The sequence below is a fragment of the Lipingzhangella rawalii genome (assembly GCF_031628175.1).
GTDB classification, from domain to species: Bacteria; Actinomycetota; Actinomycetes; order Streptosporangiales; family Streptosporangiaceae; genus Lipingzhangella_A; species Lipingzhangella_A rawalii.
Genome location: NZ_JAVLVT010000003.1, coordinates 462,925 through 478,946 on the forward strand (window position 1 = coordinate 462,925; position 16,022 = coordinate 478,946).

At 69.8% G+C, this 16,022-nt stretch carries 14 protein-coding genes; 6 read left to right on the top strand and 8 right to left on the bottom strand.

The features are described 5' to 3' along the window. Positions 1-16: 16 nt before the first annotated feature. The gene (locus RIF23_RS08815) at positions 17-661 is read left to right on the top strand and encodes an MBL fold metallo-hydrolase (RefSeq protein ID WP_310911912.1); all 645 of its coding nucleotides are present in this window, start codon (positions 17-19) and stop codon (positions 659-661) included. A 40-nt stretch (positions 662-701) separates the two neighbouring features. On the opposite strand, the gene RIF23_RS08820 is transcribed toward RIF23_RS08815, so the two are convergent. The 3 genes from RIF23_RS08820 to RIF23_RS08830 form a co-directional block, all read right to left on the bottom strand. After that, positions 702-2,012, bottom strand: coding sequence for a sensor histidine kinase (locus tag RIF23_RS08820; protein WP_310911913.1), 1,311 nt, complete (start codon positions 2,010-2,012; stop codon positions 702-704). Between the two features lie 378 nt (positions 2,013-2,390). Then, the gene (locus RIF23_RS08825; protein ID WP_310912114.1) at positions 2,391-3,059 is read right to left on the bottom strand and encodes a response regulator transcription factor; all 669 of its coding nucleotides are present in this window, start codon (positions 3,057-3,059) and stop codon (positions 2,391-2,393) included. Positions 3,060-3,278: 219 nt separating this feature from the next. After that, positions 3,279-3,752 carry a GtrA family protein gene (locus tag RIF23_RS08830; protein WP_310912115.1) on the bottom strand — a complete coding sequence of 158 codons (474 nt, stop codon included), beginning with the start codon at positions 3,750-3,752 and terminating at the stop codon, positions 3,279-3,281. A 158-nt stretch (positions 3,753-3,910) separates the two neighbouring features. Here RIF23_RS08830 and RIF23_RS08835 point away from each other — a divergent pair, with 158 nt between their 5' ends. Then, complete coding sequence (locus RIF23_RS08835) at positions 3,911-5,041, top strand: 5-(carboxyamino)imidazole ribonucleotide synthase (protein WP_407659443.1); 1,131 nt, start codon at positions 3,911-3,913, stop codon at positions 5,039-5,041. After that, entirely contained in the window at positions 5,034-5,573 is a 540-nt protein-coding gene (purE, locus tag RIF23_RS08840) for a 5-(carboxyamino)imidazole ribonucleotide mutase (protein ID WP_310911915.1), read from the top strand. The genes RIF23_RS08835 and purE overlap by 8 nt, the downstream gene beginning before the upstream one ends. 160 nt (positions 5,574-5,733) lie before the next feature. Here the strand turns inward: purE and RIF23_RS08845 are convergent, their stop codons facing one another. Continuing rightward, positions 5,734-7,065 (bottom strand): UDP-glucose dehydrogenase family protein, encoded by a 1,332-nt coding sequence (locus tag RIF23_RS08845; RefSeq protein ID WP_310912116.1) that lies wholly within the window; start codon positions 7,063-7,065, stop codon positions 5,734-5,736. A gap of 420 nt (positions 7,066-7,485) precedes the next feature. Between RIF23_RS08845 and RIF23_RS08850 the strand changes: the two genes are divergently transcribed. Continuing rightward, complete coding sequence (locus RIF23_RS08850) at positions 7,486-8,652, top strand: acyl-CoA dehydrogenase family protein (RefSeq protein ID WP_310911916.1); 1,167 nt, start codon at positions 7,486-7,488, stop codon at positions 8,650-8,652. A gap of 338 nt (positions 8,653-8,990) precedes the next feature. On the opposite strand, the gene RIF23_RS08855 is transcribed toward RIF23_RS08850, so the two are convergent. The 3 genes from RIF23_RS08855 to RIF23_RS08865 all read right to left on the bottom strand — a co-directional run bounded on the left by RIF23_RS08855 (position 8,991) and on the right by RIF23_RS08865 (position 12,378). Further along, positions 8,991-9,833 carry a hypothetical protein gene (locus RIF23_RS08855; RefSeq protein WP_310911917.1) on the bottom strand — a complete coding sequence of 281 codons (843 nt, stop codon included), beginning with the start codon at positions 9,831-9,833 and terminating at the stop codon, positions 8,991-8,993. 331 nt (positions 9,834-10,164) lie between these two features. Continuing rightward, positions 10,165-10,734: a hypothetical protein gene (locus tag RIF23_RS08860; RefSeq protein ID WP_310911918.1), complete on the bottom strand. Its 570-nt coding sequence runs from the start codon at positions 10,732-10,734 to the stop codon at positions 10,165-10,167. A 120-nt stretch (positions 10,735-10,854) separates the two neighbouring features. Further along, entirely contained in the window at positions 10,855-12,378 is a 1,524-nt protein-coding gene (locus RIF23_RS08865) for an LCP family protein (RefSeq protein WP_310911919.1), read from the bottom strand. 559 nt (positions 12,379-12,937) lie between these two features. On the opposite strand from RIF23_RS08865, the gene RIF23_RS08870 reads away from it, so the two are divergent. Then, complete coding sequence (locus RIF23_RS08870) at positions 12,938-13,963, top strand: glycosyltransferase family 2 protein (RefSeq protein WP_310911920.1); 1,026 nt, start codon at positions 12,938-12,940, stop codon at positions 13,961-13,963. A gap of 72 nt (positions 13,964-14,035) precedes the next feature. Here RIF23_RS08870 and RIF23_RS08875 read toward each other — a convergent pair whose 3' ends face one another. Continuing rightward, positions 14,036-14,893: an RDD family protein gene (locus RIF23_RS08875; protein ID WP_310911921.1), complete on the bottom strand. Its 858-nt coding sequence runs from the start codon at positions 14,891-14,893 to the stop codon at positions 14,036-14,038. A gap of 101 nt (positions 14,894-14,994) precedes the next feature. Between RIF23_RS08875 and RIF23_RS08880 the strand changes: the two genes are divergently transcribed. Then, positions 14,995-15,990 (top strand): stage II sporulation protein M, encoded by a 996-nt coding sequence (locus RIF23_RS08880; protein WP_310911922.1) that lies wholly within the window; start codon positions 14,995-14,997, stop codon positions 15,988-15,990. Positions 15,991-16,022 lie beyond the last annotated feature (32 nt).

Here is a 16,022-nt window from a genome sequence, read left to right on the forward strand (position 1 = left end):
GCGGTGGAGGTCCGAGATGACACAGCCAACGGAGTCCACACGTCCCCCGAACATCCCCGTGGACCACATCGTCACCTCGGGGGTGGTGCGGCGCGGTGGCCTGGAGTGGGACGTCGACACCAATGTGTGGATGGTGGGTAACGACCGGACCGCGATCGTGCTCGACGCCGCCCACGACGCCCAAGCGGTGGCACGTGCCCTGGGGGACCGGGAGCTGATGGCCATTGTCTGTACACACGGGCACCACGGTCATATCAACGCCGCTGTGGAGCTGGCCGAGCTCACCGACAGCCCGATCCTACTGCACCCGGACGATGACGGGCTGTGGCACCCGGTGTATCCGGATCGGCCCCCGGACGCCCCGCTGTTGGCGGGAGAGCGGCTCCAGGCCGGCGATGTGGAGTTGCGGGTGCTGCACACGCCCGGGCATACCCCCGGAGGGGTCTGTCTGTACGCCCCCGACATCGGGACCGTGTTCACCGGAGACACACTCCTGTGGGACGGGCCAGGGTCGACGCGGGCGCCCGAGGCCGACCCCGCCCTTCTCGTGCGTACGATCCGGGAACAGTTGTTGTCCCTACCGGTGGATACCGTGGTGCTTCCCGGGCACGGGTCGTCCACGACGGTCGGTGCGGCCACGGATGTCCTGGCGGGCCGCTGATCCCGGAACCGTGGCGGGACGCCACCGTCCGGGCACAACCTCACACGGGGCCGGAGTCCCGGGCCAGGTCCGGAATTTCCGCGGGCAGAAACAACGCGAATGTGGCCGGCCGGTTACAGATCAACTCGATTCGGGAACCCGCGGCCTCGGCCAGGTGGCGTGCCAGCGCCAGGCCGACACCGGTCCCGTTGCCGCCACTGACGGCCCGGTCGAATATGCGTGGTGCCAGCTGTGGTGGTACTCCCCGCCCCTCGTCGCTGACCTCGACGCGGACCGTGTGCCCCGAGGCGACACTGTGCACGGTGACGGTTCCGGCGCCGTGCTGGACCGAGTTCTCCACGAGCGTGCCCAGGATCTGGCTGACGTCGCTGCGTACACTGCGCACGGTCAGCCCGCTGTCGCCCGACAGTCGCAGGTTGCGCCCCGCACGGGCGAGCACGGGCGTCCACTCCTCCGCAACTCCCTGCAACACCTCGTCCAGGGGCACCTGGGCCACCTCGGCGTGCTGGGTGTGGCGGGAGCGGCCCAGCAGCCGCTCCACGGTCTCCACCAGGCGCTCGGTCTGGGCCAGCGCGGCCTGCCCCTCCTCGCGCACCGTGTCCGGGTTGTTCGCTTCGGCGACGATCTCCTCCAGACGCATCGAGAGTGCGGTGAGGGGAGTGCGCAGCTGATGCGAGGCATCGGTGGCGAAGTGCCGTTCGCTGGCGATCAGCCCGGCCACACGTTCGGCACTACGGTCCAGAACCTCGGCGACCCGGTCGACCTCAGGAATCCCGTACCGGTGTCCCCAGGGAGATACCACCCCCGAGCCCAGCCGTTCCGCGGTGGCGGCGAGGTCCACGAGCGGGAGGGTGAGCCGGCGCGCCTGGAGCATCGCGAGGCCCACGGCACCGCCGATCGCCAGGAGGGACAGGGAGGCGATTCCCAGCCAGGCGCTGGCAATCCGGTCCCGGAACTCCCGGGAGTCCTGCCACACCACGACGCGGGCACCCGAGGTGGACTCGGCGCTGGCGCTGGGCGCCGACATGCGGGTTCCGTCCGTGTGCCGGTCCCAGTCGCCGGCGCGTAGGGTGGCGTCGCCGTCGCTCGGGGTGATCTCGATATCGCGTCCGGGATAGACCTGGGTCAGATGCTCCAGGTCGAGCTGGGGGACGTTCCCGGGATCCGCACTGGTGGTGTCGATGTGGGCCGTCCCGTCGATGTCAGCGGCGATCGCCTCGGCCTCGCGCTGGAGCTGGCTCGTGTTGTCCCGCAGCACGGTCTGGTGCGTGAGCACGCCGAGCGGCAGTCCCAGCAGGAGGACGGCGATCACGGTGACCAGCAGGGTCGAGAACAGCAGGCGGCGTCGCATCTCATGCCTCCCGGGGGCAGTGGTCGGCCGAGTCCGTTGGCCCGGGCTCAGGTGCGTGCCAGCGCTCTGTGTGGTCGGGGTCGGAGCGGTGGCGTCCCCGCCTCGCGGGCGGCCGCGGTTGTGCTGGTACCGGATTTCGCCAGGCGTCGTCGACCCTGGGCAGCGCCGGTCGCGCGCCGAGCCGGGGTGGGCTGTGCACCGTCACGCTGTTTCCCCGGCAGTGGGGGGCGCGGGGCAGCCTCGTCCGGCTGTGCACGCGGATCGGTGGGGTGAGCCTCGTTCGACGTCCGCCGGGGAGCGTCGCGGCGCGGTTCCGGCGGCGACCGCAACTCCAGCACCCGGTGGTCACCACCAGGTCAGCGGTCCGTCCAGGCGGACCTAGTCGCGTTCGAAGCGAAACCCCACACCGCGAACCGTGGTGATGTAGGACGGCTGGTGTGCGTCGTCGCCGAGTTTGCGGCGCAGCCAGGAAACGTGCATGTCCAGGGTTTTGGTGGATCCCCACCAGTTGGTGTCCCAGACCTCCCGCATGATCTGTTCCCGGGTGACCACCTTGCCGGCGTCCCGGACCATGACCCGGAGCAGGTCGAACTCCTTGGTGGTGAGGTGGAGTTCCCGGTCGCCGATCCAGGCACGGCGCGACTCGTTGTCGATCCGCACCCCATGCACAACCGGAACCTCGGCCCCACCGCGGCGGAGTAGGGCACGCACCCGAGCGAGGAGTTCCGCGAGACGGAATGGCTTGGTGACATAGTCGTCCGCGCCCGCATCGAGCCCCACCACGGTGTCTACCTCGTCGGCGCGGGCGGTGAGGATCAGTACCGGTGTGCCATGTCCTTCGGAACGGATACGGCGACACACGTCCAGCCCGTCCATTTCTGGTAGGCCCAGATCAAGCACGATGAGGTCGATATCGCCGGCGCGGGCACGTTCCAGTGTGGCCACACCGTCGACGGTGACCTCGACGGAGTAACCCTCCCGGCGGAGCGCGCGGGCCAGCGGCTCGGAGATAGAGGTGTCGTCTTCGGCCAGCAAAACGCAGGTCATGACACTGATCGTAAGTCGGATGGTGATGTTTTCCCGGTTATGCACGCCGTTCACCACGCACTCGGACCGAACAACATTCGCACTCGAGGCGACAAACCGGGATGTGTGGTGTATCTCCGGCGAGGGTAACCGGGGTGTGGTTCGGCGTGACCGAATTTCGGGGCCCGGGTCAACGTCCGCTCGGTGAAGCCGCGAGGCCGGCCCGGGTGCCTGAGTGGGTCACGAGGTGGACTGCGGTGTGTGCCTGCCTGTGGCCGGCGGCTCGGCGGGGAACACCCACCGCTTATAACTCCAGAACCGGAACAGCGAGCCCAGCGCAACTCCGACAACGTTTCCGGCGATGTTGCGCGCGAGGGGGCCGTCGAGCCCCAACAGGTAGACCGCGACTCCCAGACAGCCCACCTGGATTCCCAGGCCGACGGCGTTGAGAACGAAGAACAGCGCGTACTCGCGGGCCAGCCCGGTCCGCGCCCGGTGGCCGAAGGTCCAGAACCGATTGCCCACAAAGGCCACGAATGTCGCGCAGAGCGTCCCCAGGGCCTGACCGAGGAGCTCTTGGGCGCCCAGGCCGTACCAGAACAGGTTCGTGGCGCCCACCTGGGTGGCGTAGGCGAGCGCCCCGACGGTGCCGAACTTGGCTACCTCGTGAAAGAGCTGGGAAAACCGCTGGTACAGGCGGGTGATCACACCGATGACGCGCTCCCGGGCCAGGAGTCGGAGTTCACTAGACTCGCACTGGAGGACTGTGCTGGGTGACAGTACCAGTCCGGACGAGACAGTGCCGCTGCCGGCAACAAGGTGGGAGAACCAGTCCAGTGGAGGAGCTCAAGGGTGCCACCCCAGTGGTGGGCATGGTGGGTGGAGGGCAGCTGGCGCGTATGACCCAGCAGTCCGCGATCGCACTCGGTATCGACCTGCGGATTCTGGCCCGCACCCCCGAGGACAGCGCTGCCCGGGTCGTCGGCAACGTCCAGCTTGGGGATGACCGGTCCCTAACCGATATCCGTACCTTCGCGAAGTCGTGCGATGTGGTGACCTTCGACCACGAGCATGTTCCCGACTCCGTGCTGCGCCAGTTGACCGCGGAGGAGTTTCGTCTGCGTCCTGGGCGTGCGGCCCTGCGGCACGCCCAGGACAAGCTGCGCATGCGCACCCGCAACACCGAGTTGGGGATGCCCAATCCCCGGTGGCAGGCGGTGTCGAACATCGATCAGGTCACGAGTTTCGCCGCGGAGACGGGGTGGCCGGTGATCATCAAGGCGGCCCGGGGTGGATACGACGGCAAGGGAGTGTGGCCGGTCTCCGACGAGGCGGAGGCGGCCGCGGTGGTGCGTCGTGCCGTCCAGGAGAGCATTCCCCTGCTCGTCGAGGAACGGGTGCGTTTTCGTCGGGAGCTGGCCGTGCAGGTCGCTCGCTCGCCGCACGGTCAGGCAGCGGTGTACCCGGTCGTGGAGACACGGCAGCGCGACGGTATCTGCCACGAGGTCGTGGCGCCCGCCCCCGGACTGGACGACGAGCGGGCCGCCCAAGCCCAGCAGGTGGCGGTTGAGCTGGCACACGCCCTGGACGTGGTGGGACTGCTCGCCGTCGAGCTGTTCGAGACCGACACCGGGGTCGTCGTCAACGAGCTCGCGATGCGGCCGCACAATTCCGGGCACTGGACCATCGACGGGGCTGCGACCTCGCAGTTCGAACAGCACCTGCGGGCCGTGCTGAACCTGCCACTGGGGCGACCGGACGCGCTCGCGCCGGTCACGGTGATGGCGAATGTTCTCGGTGGCCAGGACCCGGACGTGCACGGTCGCCTGGTGCACGTCCTGGCCAAGGATCCGGACGTCAAGGTCCACCTCTATGGCAAGGAGGTGCGCCCGGGGCGCAAGATCGGTCATGTAACTGTCCGGGGAAGCGACCCGGCGGACCTGGTGGCGCGCGCGCAGGACGCCGCCGCCCACCTCAACGGAAACGGAGTCGAGGATGAGTGATCCCCGCCCGCGTGTCGGTGTCGTCATGGGAAGTGACTCCGACTGGCCGGTGATGCAGGAGGCCGCGACGGCGCTACGCGAGTTCGGAGTGGACTACGAGGTCGATGTGGTCTCCGCGCATCGCATGCCGCAGCGGATGCTCGACTACGGGGCCGGTGCGGCCGATCGGGGACTTGCGGTGATCATCGCCGGTGCCGGTGGCGCCGCCCACCTGCCCGGGATGCTCGCCTCGGTGACCCCGCTGCCCGTGGTCGGGGTTCCGGTGCCGCTCAAGAATCTGGACGGGATGGATTCGCTGCTGTCCATCGCACAGATGCCGGCCGGGGTTCCGGTGGCCACCGTCGCCGTGGGGGGCGCCCGCAACGCGGGTCTTCTCGCGGTGCGCATCCTGGCTGCGCAGGATCCCGACCTGCGGAACCGGATGGAAAGCTACCAGCGGGAGCTACGTGAGGCCGCCGAGGAGAAGGGCGAGCGCCTGCGCCGCCAGGCCGCCCGCGAGGCCGAAGGTGTCGGTTTCGGGGTTGGAGGCTGAGGCCGTTCTCGCGCCTGCCCCATTCCGCGGCGCCCCGGGTCACCGGGCGGTCACCGCACCGGGACGGATACGGTTCGTACCCCGGCAGGGGGCCAGTCCGTGGGACCCTGCGCGCCGCACCCGAGGGCGTACCGGGCGGGTACAGGCACCAGGTATCCCGTCAGGGACGTCCCAGGGCCCGGTAGGTCCAGCCGTGGGAGCGCCAGTACTCGGGGTCCAGTGCGTTGCGGCCGTCCACGATGGCGCGGTGGGCAACCACCTTGGCCAGCTCGTCGGGGTCGGCATCCCGGAACTCCGGCCATTCGGTCAGCAGCAGCATGACGTCGGCGTCCCGGGCCGCCTCCACCATGGTGTGTGCGTAGTTCAGCTCCGGGTGCGCCGCACGCGCGTTCTCCAGGGCTTCGGGGTCGTAGACCGTGACATGTCCGCCGTGGGCGTGGATGGTTGCCGCCACGTCCAGGGCGGGCGAGTCCCGCGTGTCGTCGGAGTTGGGCTTGAACGCAGCGCCCAGCACCCCCACCACCCGTCCGTTGAGGTCTCCGCCCACGACTCCGCGGGTCAGGTCGACCATCCGCGCCCTTCGGCGCTGGTTGATCGCGTCGACCTCCCGGAGGAAGGACAGGGCGGGCTCCACCCCCAGCTCGTCGGCACGGGCCATGAACGCGCGGATGTCTTTGGGGAGGCAGCCTCCCCCGAAGCCGAGGCCGGGGCCGAGGAACTTGCCCCCGATTCGGTCGTCGTAGGAGAGGGCTTCGGCGAGTTTCGTCACGTCCGCGTTGGTGGCTTCGCTCACCTCGGCCATGGCATTGATGAAGGAGATCTTCGTTGCCAGGAACGCGTTGGCCGAGACCTTCACCAGCTCCGCGGTCTGTAGGTCTGTGACCAGGAACGGTATTCCGGCGCTGATCTGGCTCGCATAGACTTCCCGAAGCGCCGCCTCGGTGCGTTCGGAGGTGCATCCGGCCACGATCCGGTTCGGCCGCAGCGTGTCCTCGACCGCGAAGCCCTCCCGCAGAAACTCGGGGTTCCACGCGAGTTCGGCCGCCGCGCCGACCGGCGCCGTTTCCGCCAGGTACTCGGCGAGTCCAGCGGCGGTCCCCACCGGAACCGTGGACTTTCCGGCGATGACACAGGGGCGGTCGAGGTGCGGAGCGAGACTGGCGATGGCACTGTTCACGGCGGCCAGGTCGGCTGCGTTGGAGTCCTCCTGCTGTGGGGTACCCACGCACAGGAAGTGGACGTCGGCGAAGGCCGCGATCTCGGCGAAGTCCGAGGTGAACCGGAGCCGTCCCTGTGCAACGTTCCGCTGGAGCACTGGGTTGAGCCCCGGCTCGTAGAACGGTGCCTGTCCGGTGGCCAGCCGCTCCAGCTTGGTTGGATCCACGTCGATCGCGAGCACCTCGAATCCGAGCTCGGCCATACAGGCCGCATGTGTCGTCCCGAGGTAGCCCGTGCCGATGACCGAGAGCCGGGATCGCTGTTGCTCCACCACTGCGTTGTCCTTCCTCCGACTGCCCGTGCTCTGGTCCGGCGCCAGCACCGTGTTCTCGTGCCACGGGGTGCAACACGGTATCGTCACCGTAATTCCATGGTGCGGGCAACCACGCACCACGCCAACCGCACGTGGTTACGCTGCGGGTAACTCCGCGGGAACATCGGCCACAGGCCGCCACGCGTGGGCGATCCCGCACAGCACGGCCCGCCGCGCTCCGTGGCGCCCCAGTGCTCGCGCCGCGCGCGCCGCCCCGGACGGGGAGGGGAGACCGGCGCCGAGTCGTGCCGAATCCCCCGAGGTTGGGCCGCCCGCCGGGGTGGTCGGGTGGTCTCGACAGCACCGCAACTGTGGTCCAGGGCACAGCCTTAGGCTACTGACCAGTAGCAATGCCGGTATTCTCTCCCTTACCATTCGGATATGACCCTGGACACGGCTTTCACAACGACCGAAGAGCACGAGCTGCTGCGCGAGTCCGTACGGGCCCTGGCAGCGGAGCGGATCGCTCCCCGCGCGGCCGAGACCGACGCCACGGGCGAGTTCCCGTGGGAGGTCTACAAGGACCTGGTGGCGTCCGACATGCACGCCATCCATATCCCCGAGGCATACGGCGGGGCCGGAGCCGACGCTGTGGCCACGGCCATCGTCATCGAGGAAGTCGCCCGCGCCTGTGGCTCCTCCTCACTGATCCCGGCCGTCAACAAGCTGGGAACCGTTCCGCTCATCCTCAGCGGCTCACCGGAATTGCAGGAGCGCTACCTGCGGCCGTGCGCCGAGGGCACCGCGATGTTCAGCTATGGCCTGTCCGAGCCCGAGGCGGGCAGCGACGCCGCCGCCATGCGGACCCGGGCCGTCCGCGATGGCGACAGCTACGTCCTCAACGGCGTGAAGCGCTGGATTACCAACGCGGGCGTCTCCAAGTACTACACGGTGATGGCGGTTACCGACCCGGACGCCGGAGCGCGGGGAATCTCCGCCTTCGTGGTCGAGGATGGTGACCCCGGCTTCTCCGTGGGCGCGCTGGAACAGAAGCTGGGAATCAAGGGATCCCCGACGCGGGAACTGTACTTCGACAACTGCCGGATCCCGGCCGACAGGATCATCGGCGCCGAGGGGACCGGTTTCAAGACCGCGCTGGCCACCCTGGACCACACCCGGATCACCATTGCGGCCCAGGCGCTGGGCATCGCCCAGGGCGCGCTCGACCACGCGACGAGTTACGTCAAGGAACGCCAGCAGTTCGGTAAACCTGTCGCGGAGTTCCAGGGCGTTCAGTTCATGCTCGCGGACATGGCGATGAAGCTCACCTCGGCCCGGCAGCTCACCTACGCCGCCGCCGCCAAGTCGGAGCGTGCCATGGCCGGCAACCGGGAGGACGACCTCACCTTCTACTCCTCGGCCGCGAAGTGCGCCGCCTCCGACGCTGCGATGGACATCACCACAGACGCGGTCCAGCTGCTCGGCGGCTATGGCTACACCCGGGACTTCCCGGTGGAGCGCATGATGCGGGATGCCAAGATCACCCAGATCTACGAGGGCACCAACCAGGTGCAGCGCGTCGTCATGGCCCGCGAACTGCTGAAGTAGCGTCGCGCGCCGGACATGTGACGCGACACCCCTGGTCCTGCACCCCCGCCTTACTGCTGGTGGTGGCAGGGCCAGGGGCGGACGTCGCACTGCGCAAACTCGCAGCGCGGCGGCTCCGGGGCCTGTGCTCCGGCCGTGGTCCGGTGGCGGCTGCTGGGGCGCCGCGTCCCGCCCGCATGCTCCGTGGCGCTGGTCAGCGCTCGTTAGCCACCGTCCTACCGAGCCCACGGGACCCGCGCCGGCCCGGAACACGTGCCGGATGCCTCCGCAGACACGTATCCCCTCGCACACTCCCGCCGGGGCAGGGCCGGGCGGACCGCGCTGCGGCCGCCACCGGATCAGTGGCCCGGGCCGTTCCGCGGGTCCGCCGCGTTCGGGTCGATCTGCGGAATCGGGCCGGTCCCGTACAGGTGTGGTTCGTCCGCGCCGGGGTGCTGTGTCGATGAGGGGTAGGGCCCGCTGGCCCGGTCACCACCCGGCGGTGGGGTAGGGCCCCCGGCCACCGGGGGCGGTACGGGGGCACCAGGCCCCGGTGGCGGACCCGCGAGCTGCTCCTGCCCCGCGGCTGGGCCTCCGGCTGGAGGAGCCGGCATCGGTCCGGATCCGGACGGGGCCTGGTGCGCATTCCCGGGGTGGTGCGGCGGCGGACCGGTGGGCTGGGGCCCGGTTCCCGGGTAGGGGGGCTGGGGCGCGGACGGGGGTCCGGCGGGCGCACCCCCGTGCTCCGGAGGGACCATTCCCGGCGGAGGAGGGGCGATGCCCTGTGGCGGGACCCCCCCGGAGCGCGCCGGGTTGGCTGCGCGCCACTGCGATGCGGGCAGTGCGGCCGCGATCAGGATTCCACCCACCAGGACACACGTGCTTCCATCCAGATACTGCCCGGGGAGCGGGATGTCGAACATGACTGGGGCAAACTCCGGGATCGTCATGATCAGTCCGAGGACTGTCAGCACGAGTCCGGGCAGCAACGTGGCCAGCGGGGAGAGTCGGGAACCCGCGCCGAGCCCGATCAGCAGGCCCAGGGCCAGCAACGCCCCGGCCAACGGAAGTAATGTTGCCGTTTCGAATCTGGCGAAGGCCTGGTGGAACTCCGGAATGAGATAGGTCAACCCTCCGAGGATGAGCGGTGTTGCCACCACTCCAACGACCGCCCCCACCAGGTGACGCATCGCGTTCGACATCACTGGCCCCCCCTTGGCTCAGTTCATGGCGACGGACTCTAGCGACCGGCGCTGTTCGCCTGTAGACGTAGCCTGGCACACCCACGGCGGTCACCACCGGCCAACCGCGCCTCCGGCGCTGACGTGCAGGTGGGCGACGGGTCCATGGAACGGTGATCCGTGCCGGGCCCACCTGGCCTCTCGTGACTGCGGGCGGTACCGTAGCCCGTCTACGTTACCGGATCCCGCCACTGTGGGACGGTCCCGGGGTGCGATCCGGTTCCCCCTGCACTCCGTGACGTGTACCTGGCGTAGCCCGATCAGTGTGCTGGTGTCGCGCACCCGTGCGTGGTCAGTGGTCCGGTGGCCGTGCTGGCCGGGGGTCGCGCCGCATGGGAATTGTGGTCCGTTCGGGATCTCCGGCTGGGCGGTCCTGCGGGCCGGGTTCGTCGCTCCGCGGCGGCGGGGTGGTGGGCGGGGTAGTCACATCCCCGGGGGCTGGAGCGGCCGCGGCGGGCGAGGCCCGGTGCCACCGGTTGGGCATCAGCGCCGACACGAACAGGAGGGTGCCGAGCATGGCCTGACCGGCCAGCGCAACACCGCCGGGCCGCAGCGGCGTGGTGTCGGCCCAGGAGGGCAGCATCGTCGCTACCGCCGGTGAGTCCAACAGTGGCCACACGGACAGCCCCAGCAACACACCTCCAGGAAGGAGAGCCGCCAGGGGAGAGATTCGGGAGCCAGCCAGGACGCCACACACCAGCCCCACCGCCATGAGGACGGCCACGGAGCTGAGTAGGAGCGGCCGGTCGAACTGTTCGGCCCGCAGGTGACCGATCGCGGTGGTCATCCCCCAGGTCACAGCGATCCACACCAGTGGAGCGAGGCCCAGCCCCGCCAGGAGACCGAGCGAGTGGCGCCGCACAGTGACTCGCCTCCCCCCGGGCCGTCAGGTCGGTCGTTGCCCCAACTCCAGTGTGGGGTGGTCACGGTACGGCGTCCAACCCGGTGGGGTGCGCTGCCGGGGCGCACGGGTGCCCGGCGGTCAGTCGCACACGTTCTCCTCGGCGGAGTTGACATTCACCTCGTCGCGGCCGCGCTGCTGCTGTTCGGGCTGGCGCTCGGGTTCGGCGTCCGCGCGGGCCTGCGCACTGACCCCGGTGTAGTTCAGGCCCAGGACGACCTGGATCCGGTCGTCGAGACTCTCGTCGGTCACCGTGGTCGAGCCGGGGACGGCATCTTGGACGAGTTCCGCCGCTTCCGTTCGTTGGGGAGCGGCCCGGATCATGGTCTCCTCGACACTGGTCGTGGACCAGTTCGCCGCGTCGTCGGGCAGCGAGAACCCGGCCTGGTTCAGCTCCGCGCGGGCCTGGGCGCCGAGTCCCGGCGTGCCGATACCGTTGTACACCTCCAGCGTCACGTCACTCGGGGCCAGTTCCTCGTCCGTGTCGTCGGTGCCGGATCCGCTGTCGCCAGTCCCGGACAGGGGCTCATCGGAGCGCAACTGGCCGAACAGCTCGGCCGCGGCCCGGTCGTTCCAGCGCACGGCGACGTCACCGTTCGGGGTCTGGAAATTGAGGTCGCTCAGCGGAACCTGGGTGAAGGTGACGTCCTCCAGGTCGAACGTGCCCAGCTGGCTGGACAGCTCCCGGATGGTGCCCGTGTCCAGGTTCTCGTCCACGGTCAGCGAGTCCAGGCTGGTGTCGAGGAATCCGGTGAGTCGTGTGGGCTCGGTCAGGACGTCCGTGCTGATCGCCCGGTCCAGCAGGGCAGCCATGACCTGCTGCTGGCGGTCGATACGGTCCAGGTCCCCGTCCGTGGTGGCGCGGGTGCGGGCGAAGGCGAGGGCCTCGGTTCCGGTGACATGGTGGGTGCCGGCTGCCATGTCCAGGTTGGCGCGGTCATCCTGAAGCGCCTCGGGCAGGCACACCTCGATGCCGTCCACGGCGTCGACAACATTGACGAAACCGGCGAAGTTCACCTCGACGTAGTGGTCGATGTGCACGCCGGTCACACTCTCCACGGTCTGCACGGCCAGGGACGGCCCGCCGAGGAAGTACGCGGCGTTGATCTTGTTCGGGCCGTGCCCGGGAATGTCCACCCACGAGTCCCGCGGGATTCCGACCACCGAGACGTGGTCCCGGTCACTGTTGAGGTGCGCGAGCATGATCGTGTCGGCCCGGGCACCTTCCTCGTTGCCCACGCCGAGTTCACTGCGCTCCGTGGAGTCCAGACCTTCCCGCGAGTCGGACCCCAGGATGAGAACGGTCATCGCGCCCCGCGGTCCGGCATCCGGGCGTTCCTCCGGGGCCAGCCCCCCGAACACATCGTCCCGGTTCAGCTGGCCCGACACCAGCCCGGTGATGGCCCAGGCACTACCGGAGGTCAGCAGCACCAGCGCGGACAGTCCGGCTGCGAGCAGGAGGGAGACCCGCTTGCGGCGAACCCGTGCCGGGGGAATCCCCACCGGACTCCGGGCCCGGGCGGGGCGTTTCGACGGCGGAGTCTGGGGCCGTTGCGGAGTGGAACGTATCCGGCGGAACTCGCCGGACCCGGAATCATGCGGCATCGCGCCTCCCTCCAGCCGGACGTCCGGATGTGGACGGCGCGCATGTCATGGACGATCCCCCAGTGCGTCATGTGCCCGATCCCTCTCAGGGTGCCAAACAGCTCCCGTTGTGCGGGCGAAGGCACCGACCCGGCGTGTTTCGTGGGCGTATCCGCCGACAGTGGCGGCGCTCCGGGGTCGGGGTGGGTCTGGTTTCTCTCTTACCCCGGAGCTGTGCCTCCCACTCCGGGCGACTGGCGTTGCCCGTGCCCCGGTACGGCGTCCGGCACACCGGGATGTCGGGATCCGCGCCGGCCCGGTCGTCGGTGCGGCAACTGGCACGGCTGGTTGGGAGCGGTTTCGGCGACGGCAGGGCCTGGTACCGTGTCTGCGTTGGCCACCGCCGGGTGGATCGGGAGCCCTGGGCTACACCCGGTCCCCGCTGGCGACCAGCCGTCGAGTATGCGCATCTCCACGGCCGCCGTGCGCGCGAGCCCCGCGGCAGGCCCCGGCTTCCCCGGCCTGACCCGGGGAAAGCGTGTGAGCGTCTCCGCACATTCGTGATGAGGAACGATCGTCAATGAACGAGGACTGGCCGGCCGTCTCGGTGATCATGTCGGTGCTGAACGAGGAACGGCACCTCGCCACCGCCGTTCGCCATGCTCTGGGCCAGGACTACCCCGGGGAGATCGAGGTCGTCATCGCCGTCGGGCCGTCCACGGACCAGACCCGTGCCGTGGCCGACCGTCTGGCCGCCGCGGATTCGCGGGTCGTGGTGGTGGACAATCCCACCGGGAGAACCCCGGCGGGTCTGAACGCCGCGATCGCCGCCTCCCAGCACCCCGTTGTCGCGCGCGTCGACGGGCATGCGCTGCTGCCCGTGGACTACCTGCGGCTGGCGGTACAGGCACTCAACGAGCACCAGGCGGACAACGTGGGCGGGATCATGGCGGCCGAGGGCGAGAGCCCGTTTGAGCAGGCGGTGGCCGCGGCGATGACCTCTCGGATCGGCGTCGGAAACGCCAGGTTCCACACCGGGGGCGCGTCCGGCCCCGCGGACACCGTGTATCTGGGGGTGTTCCGCCGGTCCGCACTGGAGCGCGTCGACGGCTATGACGAGGCCTTCCTCCGCGCACAGGACTGGGAGATGAACCACCGGATTCGCACCAGCGGTGGCACGGTTTGGTTCGAGCCCCGAATGCGGGTCTCCTACCGGCCCCGGTCGACAGTCTCGGCTCTGGCCCGTCAGTACTTCCACTATGGACGCTGGCGCCGGGTGGTTGCCCGTCAGCACGCCGGAACCATCAACCTGCGCTATCTCGCGCCCCCGATGGCGGTCCTGGCGATCGCGGTGGGGACCGTGGTGGGCTTCATCTTCTGGCCGGCCTGGCTCATCCCGCTGGGCTACCTGGCCGCGATCGGGGTCGCCGCCGTACCGCTGGGTGGCCAACTGCCCTGGCAGGCCCGCCTGGCGATTCCGGTGGCGCTGGGCACCATGCATCTGGCCTGGGGGGTTGGTTTTCTCACCAGCCCGCCGAGCCTGGGAGCCGACTCCCGGACCATGCGCGCGGGCAGCGCCGCCGGGCGAGGCCCAACCGACCGCTGACAGCACAAGCAGCACCTCCCGGGCGGTCGCGGGGACTCCGAGGTTAACGAGGCCGACAGCCAGCTGGTGTACCTATGCGTGTGGCGACTGCCCCGGCCCCGCGGTGCCGGCCACCGGCCAGGCCCCGCCGGAGGAGACTCCGTTTCCGTCGCCGATGCGTGGCCGTTCGGTGAGGCGCTGCTCGTCGCGACGGCGCCGTTCCGCCAACACCGCGGCCAGGAACTCCACGGGCGAGGTGTTGGCGGGGGGAGGCGGAGTGACATGGCGGGCCACGGCGGTCGCGACGTGCATACCCATCTCGTGGCGCGTCTGGGTGTCCAGCTCCTCGTAGCGTTGCACGTACTGCCGTGCCAGGGCCAGGGTCTGGCCGTCCACCCGTGACAGCTCGGCGGCCTGCGCCCATTCGGCCAGCTGCGGGGGCATCCGCACGGGGTCCCGGGGAGCCTGGGCCGTGCGCTCCTGCACCACGATGGTTCCGGCCAGGAAGTCACCCACCCGACGTCCCGCCGGGTTGATGAGGGAGACAACCAGCGCCGGCACGGCAGACAGCATCCAGATCTCCACGAAGCCGCACAGCCCACGCGCCAGCGCCTGTCGAAAGCGTTCGGGGGAACCGTCGGTTCCGACCACCCGCAGGCCCAGGGCTAGCTTGCCCAGGGAACGGCCGCGAGTGAGGGTTTCGAACGTGGTGGGATAGCCCACCAGGATCAGGACCGACCCCGTGATCGCCACCGCGGCGGTGGCGGCCGGGTCGAGCCCCGTGCCGACCAGGCTCGTGGCCACGGCGAGCAGGAGCAGCAGGAGGAGTTGGACCAGTGCGTCCAGGGCGAGTGCAACGATGCGCGTGGCCACGCCCGCCGGGGTCATGTCGAGCACCACCGCCTCGCCGGTGACGACGGACTGCTGGCCCTCCCCGGTCGGATGCACCACGGTAACCTCCTCGCTCTGCTGCGTCCCCTCCAGTCTGACGCATCCAACCGCGGACGCGGGCCGGTGGTGAGCCCGCACCGCGGCCCAGTAGGGTCGCGGACGTGGATCTCGACGTTTTTGTGGCGACGCACCGGGACGACTGGAAACGGCTCGAACAGCTCGTGCGGCGGCGCCGGCGACTGACTGGCGCCGAGGTTGACGAGCTCGTGGACCTGTACCAGCGCACCGCCACCCACCTCTCCGTGCTGCGGTCGGACCACCCCGACCCCGCCCTGGTCGGGTGGCTTTCGGGGCTGGTGGCGCGGGCCAGGGCGGGGGTTGCCGGGGCCCAGACGCCGGCGTGGCGGGAAGTCACCCGGTTCTTCACCCGAACGTTTCCCGCCACGGTGTACCGCACCCGTTGGTGGTGGCTGGCCGCCGCCGTGGGCACGGTCCTGTTCAGCACCGGCCTGGGTGTGTGGGTCGCCCAGAATCCCGACGTTCAGGCCGCACTCGGCACTCCCGAGGAAATTCGCCAGCTCGTCGAACACGATTTCGCGAACTACTACGTGGAGAACCCCGCGGCGTCCTTCGCGTCCCAGGTGTGGGCCAACAATGTGCGCGCGGCCGCGCTTGCGCTGATCCTGGGGGTTTTCCTGTGCTTGCCCACAGTGATGGTCCTGGCTGTCAACGGCGCCAACGTGGGTCTTCAGGGCGGGTTGATGTTCGCCCACGGCAAGGGGGACGTGTTCTTCGGCCTGATCCTGCCGCACGGACTCCTGGAGCTCACTGCGGTTTTCATCGCTGCCGGTGTCGGGATCAAGCTCGGCTGGACCGTGATTGACCCGGGCGGGCGTCCCCGCGCCCAGGCGTTGGCCGAGGAGGCCCGGGCCGCCATGGCCGTGGCACTGGGGCTGGTTGTGGTGCTGGCCGTCGCCGGACTGATCGAGGGTTTCGTTACCGGCTGGGTGCACGTGACCTGGCTGCGGGTGGGGATCGGTGTCCTGGCCGAAGTCCTGTTCCTCGGTTACGTGTTCACCCTCGGCCGCCGGGCCGCCCGCGCGGGAGAGCACGGGGATCTGGTCGAACGACCGGACACCGCCCCGGTCGCGGCCTGAGTCGTCCCCGGAAACCATCCGGGCCGATGAGG

Coding starts and splice junctions, on each gene's coding strand:
- RIF23_RS08815 (WP_310911912.1), top strand. CDS start 17: ATGACACAGCCAACGGAGTCCACACGTCCCCCGAACATCCCCGTGGAC.
- RIF23_RS08850 (WP_310911916.1), top strand. CDS start 7,486: ATGACCCTGGACACGGCTTTCACAACGACCGAAGAGCACGAGCTGCTG.
- purE (WP_310911915.1), top strand. CDS start 5,034: ATGAGTGATCCCCGCCCGCGTGTCGGTGTCGTCATGGGAAGTGACTCC.
- RIF23_RS08870 (WP_310911920.1), top strand. CDS start 12,938: ATGAACGAGGACTGGCCGGCCGTCTCGGTGATCATGTCGGTGCTGAAC.
- RIF23_RS08855 (WP_310911917.1), bottom strand. CDS start 9,833: ATGTCGAACGCGATGCGTCACCTGGTGGGGGCGGTCGTTGGAGTGGTG.
- RIF23_RS08825 (WP_310912114.1), bottom strand. CDS start 3,059: ATGACCTGCGTTTTGCTGGCCGAAGACGACACCTCTATCTCCGAGCCG.
- RIF23_RS08835 (WP_407659443.1), top strand. CDS start 3,911: ATGGTGGGTGGAGGGCAGCTGGCGCGTATGACCCAGCAGTCCGCGATC.
- RIF23_RS08820 (WP_310911913.1), bottom strand. CDS start 2,012: ATGCGACGCCGCCTGCTGTTCTCGACCCTGCTGGTCACCGTGATCGCC.
- RIF23_RS08865 (WP_310911919.1), bottom strand. CDS start 12,378: ATGCCGCATGATTCCGGGTCCGGCGAGTTCCGCCGGATACGTTCCACT.